The organism is Anabaena lutea FACHB-196, from assembly GCF_014698305.1.
Classification (GTDB): domain Bacteria; phylum Cyanobacteriota; class Cyanobacteriia; order Cyanobacteriales; family Nostocaceae; genus Anabaena; species Anabaena lutea.
In genome coordinates this window covers 19141-34513 of sequence record NZ_JACJST010000004.1, presented here as the reverse complement: position 1 = coordinate 34513, position 15373 = coordinate 19141, and the positions used below count along the sequence as shown (strand labels likewise).

The 15373-nt window shown below is 40.2% G+C and carries 15 protein-coding genes; 6 read left to right on the top strand and 9 right to left on the bottom strand.

From position 1 onward, the window contains the following. Positions 1 to 20: 20 nt before the first annotated feature. Positions 21 to 704, bottom strand: a complete 684-nt coding sequence (gene bchM / locus H6G59_RS05895; protein WP_127052173.1) for a magnesium protoporphyrin IX methyltransferase — start codon at positions 702 to 704, stop codon at positions 21 to 23. 177 nt (positions 705 to 881) lie between these two features. Continuing rightward, entirely contained in the window at positions 882 to 2063 is a 1182-nt protein-coding gene (gene nagA / locus H6G59_RS05890) for an N-acetylglucosamine-6-phosphate deacetylase (protein WP_190712380.1), read from the bottom strand. Positions 2064 to 2147: 84 nt separating this feature from the next. On the opposite strand from nagA, the gene purE reads away from it, so the two are divergent. The 4 genes from purE (at position 2148) to H6G59_RS05870 (ending at position 6498) form a co-directional block, all read left to right on the top strand. Further along, a complete protein-coding gene (purE, locus tag H6G59_RS05885; RefSeq protein ID WP_190712377.1) occupies positions 2148 to 2666 on the top strand; it encodes a 5-(carboxyamino)imidazole ribonucleotide mutase in 519 nt (172 codons plus the stop codon). 458 nt (positions 2667 to 3124) lie between these two features. Next, positions 3125 to 4594 carry an ammonium transporter gene (locus tag H6G59_RS05880; RefSeq protein WP_190712375.1) on the top strand — a complete coding sequence of 490 codons (1470 nt, stop codon included), beginning with the start codon at positions 3125 to 3127 and terminating at the stop codon, positions 4592 to 4594. A 198-nt stretch (positions 4595 to 4792) separates the two neighbouring features. Beyond that, complete coding sequence (gene dapB, locus H6G59_RS05875) at positions 4793 to 5629, top strand: 4-hydroxy-tetrahydrodipicolinate reductase (protein WP_190712372.1); 837 nt, start codon at positions 4793 to 4795, stop codon at positions 5627 to 5629. A 194-nt stretch (positions 5630 to 5823) separates the two neighbouring features. Then, positions 5824 to 6498 carry a phosphate ABC transporter permease gene (locus tag H6G59_RS05870; protein ID WP_190712371.1) on the top strand — a complete coding sequence of 225 codons (675 nt, stop codon included), beginning with the start codon at positions 5824 to 5826 and terminating at the stop codon, positions 6496 to 6498. A 3-nt stretch (positions 6499 to 6501) separates the two neighbouring features. Here the strand turns inward: H6G59_RS05870 and H6G59_RS05865 are convergent, their stop codons facing one another. The 7 genes from H6G59_RS05865 to H6G59_RS05835 all read right to left on the bottom strand — a co-directional run bounded on the left by H6G59_RS05865 (position 6502) and on the right by H6G59_RS05835 (position 12560). Beyond that, the gene (locus H6G59_RS05865; protein WP_127052182.1) at positions 6502 to 7131 is read right to left on the bottom strand and encodes a precorrin-8X methylmutase; all 630 of its coding nucleotides are present in this window, start codon (positions 7129 to 7131) and stop codon (positions 6502 to 6504) included. Positions 7132 to 7179: 48 nt separating this feature from the next. After that, positions 7180 to 7989: a TPM domain-containing protein gene (locus H6G59_RS05860; protein WP_190712369.1), complete on the bottom strand. Its 810-nt coding sequence runs from the start codon at positions 7987 to 7989 to the stop codon at positions 7180 to 7182. A 434-nt stretch (positions 7990 to 8423) separates the two neighbouring features. Continuing rightward, positions 8424 to 8963, bottom strand: coding sequence for a DUF948 domain-containing protein (locus H6G59_RS05855; RefSeq protein ID WP_190712367.1), 540 nt, complete (start codon positions 8961 to 8963; stop codon positions 8424 to 8426). An 11-nt stretch (positions 8964 to 8974) separates the two neighbouring features. Further along, entirely contained in the window at positions 8975 to 9331 is a 357-nt protein-coding gene (locus H6G59_RS05850; RefSeq protein ID WP_190712365.1) for a YtxH domain-containing protein, read from the bottom strand. Positions 9332 to 9359: 28 nt separating this feature from the next. Continuing rightward, positions 9360 to 9623, bottom strand: coding sequence for a hypothetical protein (locus H6G59_RS05845; protein WP_242038800.1), 264 nt, complete (start codon positions 9621 to 9623; stop codon positions 9360 to 9362). A 135-nt stretch (positions 9624 to 9758) separates the two neighbouring features. Further along, the gene (locus tag H6G59_RS05840; protein WP_190712361.1) at positions 9759 to 10580 is read right to left on the bottom strand and encodes a class I SAM-dependent methyltransferase; all 822 of its coding nucleotides are present in this window, start codon (positions 10578 to 10580) and stop codon (positions 9759 to 9761) included. A 243-nt stretch (positions 10581 to 10823) separates the two neighbouring features. Further along, positions 10824 to 12560 carry an EAL domain-containing response regulator gene (locus H6G59_RS05835; protein ID WP_190712360.1) on the bottom strand — a complete coding sequence of 579 codons (1737 nt, stop codon included), beginning with the start codon at positions 12558 to 12560 and terminating at the stop codon, positions 10824 to 10826. An 861-nt stretch (positions 12561 to 13421) separates the two neighbouring features. Between H6G59_RS05835 and H6G59_RS05830 the strand changes: the two genes are divergently transcribed. Both H6G59_RS05830 and H6G59_RS05825 read left to right on the top strand, forming a co-directional pair. Further along, positions 13422 to 14882: a GTP-binding protein gene (locus tag H6G59_RS05830; RefSeq protein WP_190712358.1), complete on the top strand. Its 1461-nt coding sequence runs from the start codon at positions 13422 to 13424 to the stop codon at positions 14880 to 14882. After that, entirely contained in the window at positions 14879 to 15334 is a 456-nt protein-coding gene (locus H6G59_RS05825) for an SRPBCC family protein (protein ID WP_190712356.1), read from the top strand. Before H6G59_RS05830 ends, H6G59_RS05825 begins: the two co-directional genes overlap by 4 nt. Positions 15335 to 15373 lie beyond the last annotated feature (39 nt).

The window sequence follows — 15373 nt, the reverse complement described above, 5'->3', positions numbered from 1 at the left end:
TCTGCTGCGATTTTTACTTATTATCTTGTAGCTTCTAACAACCTAGAAAAGTAGAAGCGAGTCCGAGTCATTGCTTGTCTTTGGACTGTAAATCCATTTTTTTCCAGAATTTTCACTACATCAACTTCCCGGTGTAAATAAGCGCGAGTGGCTTTACTGGGGCCTGGAAAGAAACTACCGATCTTCTTGAGAATAGTCAAAAAGAAGGTTTTAGGTGCAAAACTTAGAATGATTCGTGATTGTGCTAAAGAACAGAGGTGAGAAATCATTTCATCTGCTTTTTCTTGAGGGTAATGGATCAGAACATCTAAGCAAATGACAGTGTGATAACTACCAGTTAAAGATTCCAAATCCTGAACAGCAAAGGTGGGATTTACAGTATTAGATAAAGCTTGTACAGCCCTATCTTGGGCTTCTGAAACCATTTTGGCGGAAATATCGCTGGCGTAAACTTTAGCGCCATCTATAGCTAAAGGAATACTCAGACTACCTACACCACAACCAGCATCGCAGATTGACAATTCTGCTAAATTTTTGTCTGCTTCCAACCAGCCGATGACTGTATCCACGGTTTGTTGGTGTCCAGTGCGAATGTCTAGTTGGACTTTGTTGACTTCACCATCACCGTAGATGCGTTGCCAACGGTCAAAACCTGTAGAATTGAAGTACTCGCGTACAATTGTTTTATCGTCGGCTACGTTCATAACATCTCTATTTAACGGTTCACAATTTTTAAAATTATCATTTGTTCGCGGTCAGTTGTCAGTTTTTAGGGCATGGGCAATAGAATGTAGAGACGCGGAGATAGGGAGACACGGAGACGCGGAGATTTTTTTGATAAGTAATTAGACAGAAACAGACTTTCAAGTCTGTCACCTCTTCTACCTATCACCTGTCAGCCGTTTCCAAGAAAGTTCTCCTGCGGTTTCGTCCTTATGCCAGCGTAAGAAATTGGCAGGTTGATTGGGGGTAAGTGTTGGTAAATTAATAGCCTTTCTGGGCGCGTCTGTAGCTAGATAAATGGCTTTTTCTGCGTCGCATATTCCCCACTTTACCAAGTTCTGCACTCCTACCAATAAAGGCAAAGTCGTTCCTGATAAAGTACCATCGGCTAATCTGGCTGTACCGTTAATAATTTCAATTTGCCGACTATCCCAAGGATACACACCATCTATTAATCCTAATGGTGCAAGGGCATCACTGACAAGAAATAGCCCTTTACTAGCACGGAGGAGAATTTCTAACATGATCGGGACAACGTGCTGTCCATCGGCTATAAAACTACACATCACTTCGGGATTGTTCATGGCTGCACCTAATAATCCTGGTTCGCGGTGATGTAATGGTGGCATGGCGTTGAAGGCGTGAGTTATCATCGTTGCACCCATCTCAAAGGCGCTTTGTGCTTCCACTGCGGTTGCTTGAGAATGTCCTAAACTGACGATGATTCCTAAAGAACGCAAATATGGAATAACTTCACCTGTGGTATCTAATTCTGGTGCTAAGGTGATGATTTTGATAATGGAAGCATAATCTCCAATCAGTCGCTTGACTTTATCAATGGTTAGGGGTTGAAGGTATTCTGCTGGATGTGCGCCACGTTTGTAGTAGTTTAAAAAGGGGCCTTCTAGATGCACTCCCAGGATTTGGGCTGAGTTGACAGAGATGGGAGAAAAATTAGAGATAACGGCAAGCGATCGCTGTATATTTTCTATAGACGTTGTTACCAGGGTTGGTAAATATCCATCAACACCGACATTCCACAAGTATTGAGAGATATTTTCCAGCATTGGGGCATTTTCTGCTGTTAAATCAGGAAAAGCTAAACCTAGCCCACCGTTAATTTGCAAATCTACGCCACCTAAGGAAATCCAATCACCAGCAACATCCAAAATTTGTAAATCTTTTGCTGGAAAGCGTTTGCAGACTGTTCCCATAGGCAAAATTTGCTCAACTATACCGTTTTCATTTACCCAGATCATCTGCAAATCTTGATAACCGGGTACTCTTGCATTGATAATATCTACGTTTGATAGGATGGGATTTGGTGTTGCTTTGGTCATTACCCTAGCCAGAAAAAGCTAAATCTGAATTGATTGTAGATGGAAGCATCGGTAATTAATCCAAAATCTAGAATCTAAAATCATATGAGTCTTCAAATTGGTATTATCATGGGCAGTGATTCAGATTTGCCCACAATGAAAGATGCGATCGCCGTTTGTGAAGAATTCGGTATTGAATGCGAAGTTGCGATCGTCTCTGCCCATCGTACTCCAGAACGGATGGTGGAATATGCCCAAACAGCACATCAACGCGGTATCAAAGTAATTATTGCTGGTGCAGGAGGCGCAGCGCATCTTCCTGGCATGGTAGCATCTTTAACCCCACTTCCTGTAATTGGTGTCCCCGTATCTACCCGTAACTTACAAGGTGTAGACTCTTTATATTCTATTGTGCAAATGCCAGCGGGAATACCTGTAGCGACGGTAGCCATTGGTAATGCTAAAAATGCTGGACTTCTAGCAATACAAATTCTCGCTACTCACCAACCCGAATTACTGCAAAAAGTCCAAGAATATCGACAAAGCTTATGTGATATGGTGATGGACAAGCAAAGCAAATTAGAAGCATTAGGCTACAAGCAATATTTACAACAGATGTTTTAATTACGACAATTAACCCCAGCAAAAATTGTCATGATAAATTGTGATTTTTTATATAAAAAGTCATAATTCATTATATTTCCATATACTTTTTATAAAGTTTTGATTATGCAACTTTGATAACGGAAAATCCCGATATAGTAAAGGATACACCCCCCTGAGTCTTTACCGCTGAAAAGATTATTGAGATCAAATACTAAAAATTGTAGTCTCTGATACAGAATTTTAAACTTTATTAAATGCAAAATCAGTCCAACTTATTGTGGTAGTAATTTCAACACCTTGCAGCAGGAAATAACTTAATTATTCCTGTATTTAGTTTCGGTTAAATTTGCCCTAAATCAAATATTTTTTCCAGATTTATTGGCAAAAATCTTGTTTAGTGACCCTAATTAAACTACTTGATTTCAGAAAGATTCTAAACAAGATCAAATAGAGCTTTTCTAGCAGGAAAAAAAGCAATGAATAAAAATATTAAACCCTTGTATCGCCTACTAGCACTAGCTATAGGCTCAATGGTGTTTGCAATTTTTGCTCCTACAGTTGTACAAGCAGCAGATCCGCCAACACTCCAATCTTTAGACAGCACAACAAAACAATTACAAATTTCTATTGATACCACCTGGGTATTACTAACAGGGTTTTTAGTCTTCTTCATGCAAACAGGCTTTTCCATGTTAGAAGCAGGTTTGCTGCGACAAAGAGGAGTAGTAAACGCTTTATTAGAAAACTTTGTTGATGCTGCTGTCACCATTTTGGTGTGGTGGGGTATTGGCTTTGGTATTGCTTTCGGTACAAGCGCGGGTGGTTTCATTGGCACAGATACCTTTTTCCTCAGTCAGTTACCCATTGATGGAGCCTTTCCTAGTGGTGGTGTACCGGGTATAGCTTCCAACCTCAATGCTTACACCTTGTTCTTCTTCCAATTTGCCTTTGCAGCCACAGCCAGTACAATTACTACAGGTGCAATGGCGGGAAGAACTGACTTTGTTGCTGACTTAATTTACAGCGCCATCATGGGTGCATTCAGCTATCCACTTATTGTCCACTGGGTGTGGAACGCCAACGGCTGGTTAGCGAAAATGAGTTTCCATGACTTTGCCGGTAGTGCTGTAGTTCACACCGTTGGTGGTTGGACAGCTATAGTTGGTGCTTATTTACTCGGTTCCCGTCCTGGACGTACTCCTTGGGGAACACTACCACCGGCACATAACTTAGGTTTAGCAACCTTGGGAACCATGATTTTATGGTTTGGCTGGTACGGGTTCAACCCAGGTTCAACTTTAGGTACTTCTAATCCTGGCTTAATTGGTTTAGTCACACTCAATACTACCCTTGGCGCTGGTGCTGGCGCTTTAGCGGGAATGCTTTTTCAATATTTCCGTTCTGGTAAATGGGATTTAGTTTATTGTCTCAACGGTTCTTTAGCAGGACTTGTAGGAATTACGGCGGGTTGCGCTTTTGTGGCACCTTGGGCTGCGGTTTTGATTGGTTTAACCGGGGGAATTTTAGTAGTTTTGGGCATTGATTTCATTGAAGCAATGCATATTGATGACCCTGTAAGTGCCTTTGCAGTTCATGGTATCAATGGCATGATGGGTACTTTAGCCGTTGGCTTATTTGGTCAAGCAGAATTGACCCTGAACAAAAAAGCTGGACTATTTTTAGGTGGTGGCTTTGATTTGTTGGGTGTGCAGATTTTGGGTTTAGTTGCTATCACTGCTTTTACTGTAGCGTTTGCCTTTTTAATGTTTGGTGGACTCAAAGCTATTGGTAGACTGCGTGTTGATTCTGAAGCTGATAAAATCGGTATTGATGCTTACGAACACGGCGCTACTGTTTGGCCTGATGTCTATGCGGTTGAAGAGTTTGTGGAAGAACAACAAAATATCTCTAAAAATCCGAGAATTAACGCTTTGGAGGGTGAATAATCTAGATAATTAGGTCATAGGTAAGCGCGCCATTATCTAACCAATCAAGATTTACCCAGTAGGATAATTTGTGGATAAAGGGTAGGGTGTAGTGAAGAAAATTATTTTTTCTCCTACAGCCTACCCTTTAAAGGTTTGAGTCACTAGCCAAATTCTTCTACAATGCGTTTGTTGACTGAAAACGCATTTTAAGGAAATATGACTAATCAATCTACTATTCCTGTCATTGTCAATGGTGCAGCTGGCAAAATGGGACGTGAAGTCATCAAAGCAGTTGCTCAAGCACCGGATATGATTTTAATGGGCGCTCTCGATACCTCACCGGAACATCAAGACAAAGATGCAGGGGAACTGGCAGGTTTAAGCGAACCTTTAGAAGTTCCTATTACCAATCAATTAGAGCCAATGTTAGGCTATGTGGCGGGTGAAAGACAGATGGCTCCAGGGGTAATGGTAGACTTTACCCATCCTGATGCAGTTTATGATAATGTGCGGAGTGCGATCGCTTACGGAATTCGTCCAGTTGTCGGAACCACAGGTTTAAGTCCCGAACAAATTCAAGATTTGACAGACTTTGCTGAAAAAGCTAGTACAGGTTGTTTGCTGATTCCTAATTTCTCTATTGGAATGGTATTGCTGCAACAAGCAGCTATAAACGCTTCTAAATATTTTGATCATGTAGAAATTATCGAACTTCATCATAACCAAAAAGCTGATGCTCCTAGCGGGACAGCTATTCAAACAGCCCAACTCCTAGCAGAATTAGGTAAAACCTTTAATCCGCCTCAAGTAGAAGAAACAGAAAAACTACCAGGAGCTAGAGGCAGTTTAGCAGATGAAGGAATTAGAATTCATAGTGTCCGCTTGCCGGGACTAATTGCCCATCAGGAAGTGATTTTTGGCGCAGCAGGGCAAATTTATACCTTACGCCATGATACAAGCGATCGCTCCTGCTATATGCCCGGAGTCTTACTAGCAATTCGCAAAGTAAATCAGCTAAAGTCGTTAGTATATGGATTAGAAAAAATACTTTAAAGAAGGAGTCAGGAGTCAGGAGTCAGGAGTCAGGAGTCAGGAGAAATAAAGAACAAAGAAGTTGACTCATCACTCAGCACTCAGCACTCACTACTCATCACTCAGCACTCGGTACTCATCACTCAGTACTCAGCACTCAGCACTCACTACTCATCACTCAGCACTCACTACTCATCACTCAGCACTCACTACTCATGCTTGTTCCCCTGACGCGCCAAAAATTTGAACAAATCATCCCCTTCATTGCCACTGGTTCTCAGTACAAATACTATTGGGGAAAGTTAAGCAATGTATTGCAGCGGCTGTTAATTTCTGTAGTTACTGTAGTTGTAATTTTACTGATTCAAACCCTTTTCAGGCTGGATTTTGGGTTGATTTTGGTATTCGGGGTATTTGGCGCTTTTTTTTGGCTATGGTATCCAGTCTTTCAAGCGAGTATCCGTAATGCAAAATGCCGCCGTTTCAAGTACAGCGGCTTTTTTCGTGGAAGAGTTATGGATTGGTGGATTACAGATAGGTTGATTGGTAAACAAGAAACCGTCAACAACAAAGGCGAGTTGGTAATTATTGAAAACCGCGAAAAACGAATTAACTTAGAATTGGGCGATGATACGGGATTTATTGTTGAATTTGAAGCACCATTGCGTCCTGCACACAAAGCGATCGCTCGTGGTCAAATCGCAGAAATGATAGTAATGTCAAATAGCTCAGATTTAAGTCGCATTGAAGAATTTAGCAATATCTACATTCCCAGTCGAAACTTATGGATAAGCGACTATCCATTAGTTCGACAGGATTTCTTCAATGAAGTCAGTCTCCGCTTACGTGAAGACCGACAAGATCAACCCCGTCGCCGACGAAGAAATTAAAAGTTAACTCCCTCCATTTCGATCTTGGCCATAGGCTTGCCATGCTAAATCAACCAAGCCATCGACTATTGCCGCTGCCACAACTGCATTACCCTTGCGACTGTCAATAGTAATATAAGGTACTAAAGATTCTTGCAAACGTTCTTTAACAGAATCTACGTTGACAAATCCCACTGGGGTAGCAATTATCAACGCCGGTCGAATTTCTTCAGTTTCAATTAAATCTACAAGTGCAGTTAGTGCAGTTTGCGCTTGACCGACTACAAAGATACCCTCTGGATACCGCTTGGCAAGAGTTTCAATTCCCCAAGCAGCACGAGTTCGCTCTTTTTGTGGACGTGTTAGAGCTTCCATGCTGCAATACACCGGGTTGGCAAAGGTGTTTTGAATGTCGTAAGCGATACCAACCTGTACCATTGGCACATCTACCACAATAGTGGTGCGTGCTGCTAGTGCCGCTGCTCCTGATTGTAAAGCGTGTTCCGAAAACCGGATCAACGACTTGTACTCAAAATCAGATGTGGCGTATATTACTCGCCGGACTATCTCATACTCCGCTGGTGAAAAGACATGATCGCCAATTTCACTATCAATAATTGCCAAGCTTTGAGCATCAGTTACGTGCCATTCCATTGCTGTTAAGCTTCTCACATATCAGCTTTCAGCTTATCATCAGTTGAGTTAAGACTCAGCATTGGAAGAAGGACGACTGAAAACAGGAGATAAATAGGCAACCAAAACACCCATCAGAAAAGCGGTGATGTTGCGAACTAGAGGCAACCAATCACTTGTACGAGTAACTACTGGGCCAATACCAAAGGCGATAAATAAAATTCCCCATAATGGTGAAAAAATTAACGCCCATTGCCAAGCAAACACTTGTTTATCATTGCGAGGTTGAGCCGCAAAGCCACAAATAACCCCACCCACAGCGGAGGTAATGAGCGTAAGTATCCATTGTTCCCTTGGTAGTCCAGGAACAACATTACAACCACCCTTAAGTAAACAACCTTTAACTGAATCTAAGGCTTGCAGGATGGCTTGGTCTTCCCCTTGTTCGCGCACAAAGTACAAGTTGCCAAAACGGGTTTGCAGTTCAATCCAGAAAGTCCTGGGTAAAAATTCATAAACTGCATCACCAACACTAAAACTGAGGATATTACCACCACGAGAGTCGGCAACTAAGAGAATACTTTTTTCATCCAAACCCCAATATTTGATGACTGCTCTACCTGGGGTGCGGTCATACTGGGTCAATACTCGCAATTTCCAGCCAGTATCAGTTTCAAATTGTTCTAATTCTCTGACCAATTTTTCTTCTTGCGGGTCAGGGAGTGATTTAGCTAAATCTACAACTGGGGTGAATATAGCAGGTAGTAGGTCAGGATTTTCGTAAGCTAGGGCTGATGGAGATTGCATTGCCCAAATTGACCCAGAAAAGCAAAAGATTGCAATGGATACTAAAACTCGTCGCCAAAAACAAAGCTGCATGGAATTTTTTTATATAAATATTAACGGGTGGAAGTAAACAAGCTGTGTTAAAAAAGTACGGCAAAAGTGATACTTCTTTACACTTCTTTACTTTACTCTAATCTAAGACATCTAGGCAAAGTGTAATTGGTGATGAATTATGAGTGATTGGTATAGCAACAGACAGGGCGGTTAGGACACCAACTGATTATAAAACCTAGACACCAAAAGACTTTTCAAACTGTCACCTGCTATAGTTGCTAATTCTTGAGGACTTACGCAAAAAACTTCTTAAACTCCTATTTCTCAGTGACCTCAGTGTCGCGCCGGTTGATACAAATTTCTCGACCAGAGCAACGCACTGGCTTCTCTGTGGTTAGTTTTTTCGTGACTTGTGCGTAAGTCCTGTTTTTAATTTTCTCCGTCTCCCCCTATTACCCCAATCCCTTTCAAGTTCAATCTTCGTCCTCTAAATTGCTTTCCCAATGAGCAGTTTCGCTATAACCATGATTGAGACGGTAGGTTTCTGGTTGTGTGCGCCGATTTTCTTGTCTCGGTGTTTCTCGCTCTGGCAATGTGAGCGGTGGTTTCTCATTCATGGGCAAGCGTTCAGCGCTTCGTCTAACTGGTTTCTGGCGCGTAAATGTTTTCCACGCAGCTTTTACACCAACTAAGACGCTACGTGTAGTAACTTGAATATTCTGAGCTTGTTTTTTGGCGCTATCTAAGCTTTGATCTACTTGTTGAACGACTTGACTGGCACTTTTGACACCTTCACTGACATCATCGGTTAAGTCTGTTATTTCTAAACTGGTATTGCGGATGGCGTTGAGAGTAGGTGGTAACTCCCGTGAGAGAGTATCAAAGAATTTTTCAGCACTACGAGCAGCGCGTGCTAATTCCTGCAAAGCCGGTATAGCCGCCACTAACACAGCGGTTAGACTAGCAGCGACTAAGAGGAGGGAAAGTCCCAGCCAAAACAAAGGATCAATCACAGTTATGCTATTTACGAGGGTTCTAGATGCTGGTTGAGAGAATCTTTATTTTCCCCGTCAGCGGGATTTTGCCTTTGTAGGGCTTGGTTTTCGCGCTGTGTAGCATCTACGCCAGCAGCGATCGCATCCCGCAGTCTCTCTAATGTATCATCCCAGTTTCGCAAGGCGCTGGCAGAAAGACGATCTGCCTGGATTTGCACACTTGTTGATATATCTTCTGCCAATTCTGGTAAAGCATCAGCTGATTTTTTCAAAAGTTTACGTGTTTCGCGCCCTGTGCGTGGAGCAACAAGCAAGCTGGTTAAAGCACCGATAGTTGCTCCTAGCATCAAACCGCCAATAAATACTCCAGAACGATTATTAGACATCTTAATTATTTTTCTCTTTACACCCATTTTAGGTGGGTTTTCTCCTCTGGCAAGACCCGATATTCCAAAAAGATTGCTGCCAAATTTTTCTTCCTAGTAAAATGAGATTGAAAATTTGCTGCACTTGTTGAATTTGCAGTTCTAGTCTTTGATTTATTTGGCGCAGATTATAAATCTCCTGTTGTCCTGTATATATACTTTCTGGTACTATGTGTAAAGTTGCCTGGGTAGCGCGTTCATAGTCGGTTAAGGTATCAGTTACCATTGCCAATTTATGTCTAATTTGCAACATTTTTATTGCTATATATAACAGTATTACGGAGATAAGGATGTTAATTAGGATAACTAAAATTACCATTTTTTAGATTTATTTTTCGCTGTGTGATTCATTTACATGAAAATTGCTGGTGCGAGATAAAAACCTCACCTAAACCTTCTTCGCCACCTGAAAAGCCGAAATATATGTAATCTCAATACTTCCTCCATAATGCTTCTCAATCTTTGACCGCAAACCCGCAAATAAAGCATCCCGAATTGATTTTTCTAACTTTAAATACGGGGAAAGAGTACTTAAAAGCAGCAAATAATTATCAACACTATAAGTTACTTGACACAGAACTTGATCGGAAATTAAATCTGCAAATCGACCTGAATCTATGACTTTCTGTCCGAAAGATTTGACTATCTTTTCTTGAGTTGTACTATCTTCATATCGTGCTGAATATGGAGCATAAATTTGATAAACCTCATGCAAATTTTGGTATACCTCATAATCAGGTTGAGGTGTCATGTTCCATAACAAAATCAAATAACCATCCTCTTGTAAAGCATCAGCGGCTTTTGCATAAGCTGTTTCCGAGTTCATCCAATGAAAAGATGTCGCTGCTAAAACAGCATTAAATTTCCCTGGTTCTAATTTCCATTCTTCAAAAGTCGTTTTTTGAATCTCTACATTTGGATATGCTGCACAGTTTTCTCTGGCAAACTTACAAGCTTCCTGACTTGGTTCTAAACCAACTATTGAAAAACCCAATTGAGCATAAGATACAGTTGCATTTCCTGGTCCACATCCTAATTCCAGAATCTTACTTTCCGGGGAAAGTTTAGCTACTTCTACAGTACGATTAATGATTTCTTGGGGATAGCGTGGTCTTACCTGGTTGTAAGCATCTGCTACGGGAGAATACCAGTTTTTTTTCAAATCCAAATCTTGGGGATATAGATTTTTTATTTGGTCTAATTCTTTCATAATTTATGGTATAATGATATGTCTTTAATAAAATAAAATTTTTCTAGTAATTCTAGTCAAACTATTATAAGAGCAATTATTCAAAATAGAAAGAAATCTACTCATTAAAAAATGTTGACAGATGTAACTGCTCTTATCCAAGCTGGGCTAAAGTTGGCTATAGTTCATAACCTGCTAATAGTGATAACAGAGATGGAAACCATAGCTATGCTGGCCGCAGGCATCACACACATGAATGGTGACTCACTGAAATTTGCGGCATTGTATAGTCAATAAAAATTTTTTCAACTCTGTTGGTGCTAGAGGGCGACTAAAAAAATATCCCTGGATGACATTACAGTTATTTTGTCTGAGCCAACATAGTTCATCTTCTGTTTCTACTCCTTCAGCAATAATTTTGATGTTGAGATTATCTGCCATTTGCATGATAGATTTGACAATTACTTGTTTACTGTCTATTTTGTCGATATTAGTAATGAAATAACGATCTATTTTCAGGTGATGAAAAGAAAACTCTTGTAGATATTTTAAAGATGAGTAACCTGTACCAAAGTCATCAATGGATATCTGAATATTATGATTGCATAACTCATTTAGTTTTTCCTTTACCACTTCCACATCTTCAATAAATACACTTTCAGTCAATTCTAATTCTAAAAACTTAGGGGCAAGACTTGTTTCTGTAATAATATCAATCACTCGCTGACTGAAATCTGGGTTGGCAAACTGACAAGCTGATATATTTACTGCCATATTAAAATCACCCAATCCCTCTGATTGGAAAACAACAAGTTGATGACAAACTGTTTTTAATATCCAATCTCCCAAAGGGATAATAAAACCTGATTTTTCGGCAATGGGAATAAATTCTGCGGGAGAAATAAAGCCATGTTCTGGATGCTGCCAACGAATCAATGCTTCTACACAGACAACCTGACCAGTTGTGATATTGATCTGAGGTTGATAGTAAAGCTGAAATTCATTTCGTGCTAGAGCGTAGTTTAAATCAGTTGCTAAAATAGTTTTTCTAAAAACCGTCTTTAGTATCTCTGGACTGGAGAAATGATAAAAACTGGTATCTTGTTGTTTATAATGTTCTAAAGCAACTTCAGCATTGGTCAGTAATTCATTTAGTTGAAGACCATCATCAGGATAACAAGTAATCCCGATTTTAGCTGTCAGAGAAATTTCTTGGTTATTAAAAAATAAAGGTTGTGATAGATTGTCTAAAATCTTTTGAGCAATATCAGCAGCGACCTGAATATCTAGAGTTGACTTTAACAAAATCACTAATTTATCTGTTTGCAAATAGGAAATTAAGTCAATGGCATGATTCTGCAACTGCATATCATTTAATTTTGTAGCCACAGCTTTTAGTAATAATTGCCTTAAGCTAGATTCAAAAATTAATTTTGTCTGGTGAAAAATATTTATATCAATAAGTAACAAAGGCAGAATTTGACGGTCATTGTAAGCTTGAAGACGAGTTTGATTAAAATGTTCTTCTAATAAAAATTGATTAGGTAAACCAGTTAAGCTGTCGTGACGATCTAAATACATGAGTTTAGCTTCCATTTGCTGAACCTGATTTAGATAATATTCGGTAAATATTTCGCGTTTTTTGAGTTGTGTCGTAATCGCTTCGAGAAGTTCTTCGGCATTAAATGGTTTGCTTAAGTAATCATCAGCACCAAGGCTCATTGCTTGACGCAGATCACAATGCTCATCTTTAGCAGTTAAGAAAATAAAAGGAATGAGCGCAGTGACTGGATCTTGATGTAATATTTCAATCAAACTATAGCCATCTAAATGAGGCATCATCACATCACACATAATCAGAATTGGATGATGCTCTTTAATCATGTTTAGTCCAACCAATCCATCTTCGGCTGTAATCGTGGAAAACCCTGCCAGATCAAGAATTTGCTGAATAAGCTCTCGCATGAGAGGATCATCTTCAATTATCAAAATGTTATTCATTAGGTTTAGGTAAAGCTCAATTAAAATAATTCGTAATTCGTAATATTTCCTTCGGAAACGCTACGCGAACGTAATTCGTAATAGTTCCTACGGTCCCGCTAGGGATACGTAATTAAGTTTTGTAATGGGGATTTAACCCCAACACAAAACTTGCCGATTATAGAACCGGGGGACTTAAACCCACGGAACTAGTTAAAAACAAGAAATTAATCTTGATATTTCAGTATAGGCAATATCGGAAGGGGATGCTACGTGGTAAATAGCAACTAGATACATATATTAAATATCTTCATTTATAGGGTATATACGGTTATTATTACTGTTAAAGTGTTGATATTACAAGCATTTTTACTTAAAAATTCGCAAAATAGAGGTATGTAACCATCAAGCCTAACGGTAAACTATACCACCAGCAGTCAACTAAAACCATGCAGAAACTAATTTCCTGGTTTTGAGATCAGAAAAGTTAAACTAAGAATGATGGCGAGAAACAAACTTTATATTCTCATCACTAGTAGATAACAGCGGAAATGAAGAAGGAGCCAGGAGTCAGTAGCCAGAATCAATCAGTCGGCGATTGAGTACCCACAACTGAATTACTGAATTGTTGCACCACCAAATCGTAGATGTGGTATTCATTTGAATTTTGAATTTAAGAGGATGTCTGAGAAGTATCAGAATTGATCAAGATCCCCCCTCACCCCCCTTTCCAAGGGGGGATAAATTACTCAAAGTCCTCCTTTTTAAGGAGAATTTAGGAGGATCTACAAGTGTTATATCCCACACGAAAAAGTTTTCAGACATCCTCTAAGGCGGTACTAGGATTAAAACTGAGGTAGATCCAAAATCTAAAATATTGATATGACATCAACATTACCCGAACCCCCTGCGAACGAATCGAGCAAATGGGAAAAAGAACTAGACAGCGCTATTTTCACCTTTGAAGACATTCAAGCTGAACTCAATTATAAACAAGCCAAAACCGCGTTGCGAAATTTAGTCAATAATCTTGACCTCACCCCCCAAGAAAAATCCGGCTTGGAAGCAGAAATTACAGATTTAGAAACCATGTTGAGCAAATTAGACAGCATGGTGGTGCAGATTGCGGCCTTTGGTATGGTGGGACGAGGTAAATCTTCCTTACTCAATGCTTTAGTTGGACAATCAGTATTTGAGACTGGACCATTACACGGTGTCACCCGTACAAAACAAAAGGTTAATTGGACTATTACCGAAGAAATAATTGGTGAAACGGAACGGGCTTTACGAGTTACTTTACGTAGCAATAATCAATCCCAAGTAGAATTAATTGATACTCCTGGATTAGATGAAGTCGATGGTGAAACCCGCGCTGCGTTAGCTGAACAGATAGCAAAACAGGCAGATTTGATTCTTTTTGTCATTACTGCGGATATGACAAAAATGGAACATGAGGCGCTTTCCCAGTTGCGGGAAGCTGGTAAACCCATAATTTTGGTATTTAATAAAGTTGACCAATATCCAGAAGCTGACAGAATGGCAATTTACCAAAAAATCCGGGACGATAGGGTGCGAGAGTTAGTTTCACCGGATGAAATTGTTATGTCTGCGGCTTCACCATTGGTAAAAACTGCGGTGCGTCGTGCCGATGGTAGCAGAGGTATACAGTTGCGTCAAGGTAATGCTCAAGTTGATGAACTAAAACTAAAAATTTTGGAGATTCTCCAACGGGAGGGTAAAGCTTTGGTGGCGCTGAATACGATGCTTTATGCTGATAATGTAAATGAGCAAGTCTTACAGCGGAAACTGATGATTCGGGAACAGAACGCCAATGAGTTGATTTGGAAAGCTGTGATGACTAAAGCTATTGCGATCGCTCTCAATCCTGTTACTGTAGTTGATATCCTCAGTGCTGTGATTATTGATATCTCCTTAATTTTAGGCTTATCTAAACTTTACGGTATTCCCATGACCGAAACTGGTGCTGTGAAATTACTCCAAAAAATCGCCCTGAGTATGGGTGGTATCGGTGCTAGTGAACTGTTAGCAAATTTGGGTTTAAGTGGTTTAAAAACTTTACTTGGTATGTCTGCAACAGCAACAGCAGGAGTGACATTGGCTCCCTATCTATCTATAGCCGTAACTCAAGCTGGAGTAGCTGGTGTCTCTTCCTATGGGATTGGACAAGTCACAAAAGCTTATTTAGCTAATGGCGCTACTTGGGGGTCTGAGGGTCCTAGGGCGGTAGTTAGCCAAATTTTATCAACTTTAGATGAAACTTCGATTTTAAACCGCATTAAAGATGAATTGCTGACTAAAGTTAAACTCAGAAAAAAACTATGAAATCTGCCCAAATTATCGAGCAATCAATCCAAATTAATGCTTCAGCCTCAACAGTAGAGCGCTGTTTTACAGATTTAACTCTTATGCACCGTTGGCTTAACCCTGTTCTCCGTTGCGAACCTGTGGGAGAAATCTGGAGTACAGATATCGGTAGTCAAAGTCGATTTATCATTCAAATTCCGGGACTAAAACCGACTTTAAATACAGTAGTTGTCGAACGGCAACCAGGTTTGGTAATCTGGGGATTCGAGGGATTTTTCCAAGGAAGCGATCGCTGGGAATGTCAACCCGTCGCCAATGGTACAATCTTAATTAACCGCTTCCAGTTCCAGATTCCTAACCCGTTGGTAAGTTGGGGTTTCAATACCTTCGCAGCAACTTGGACAAAAGCAGATATGGAAGCTCAACTGCGTCGTCTTCAACGAGTTGCAGAAGAACTGGATAATTCGTAATTCGTAATAGTGCCTACGGCAGGCTACCGCCAACGTAAT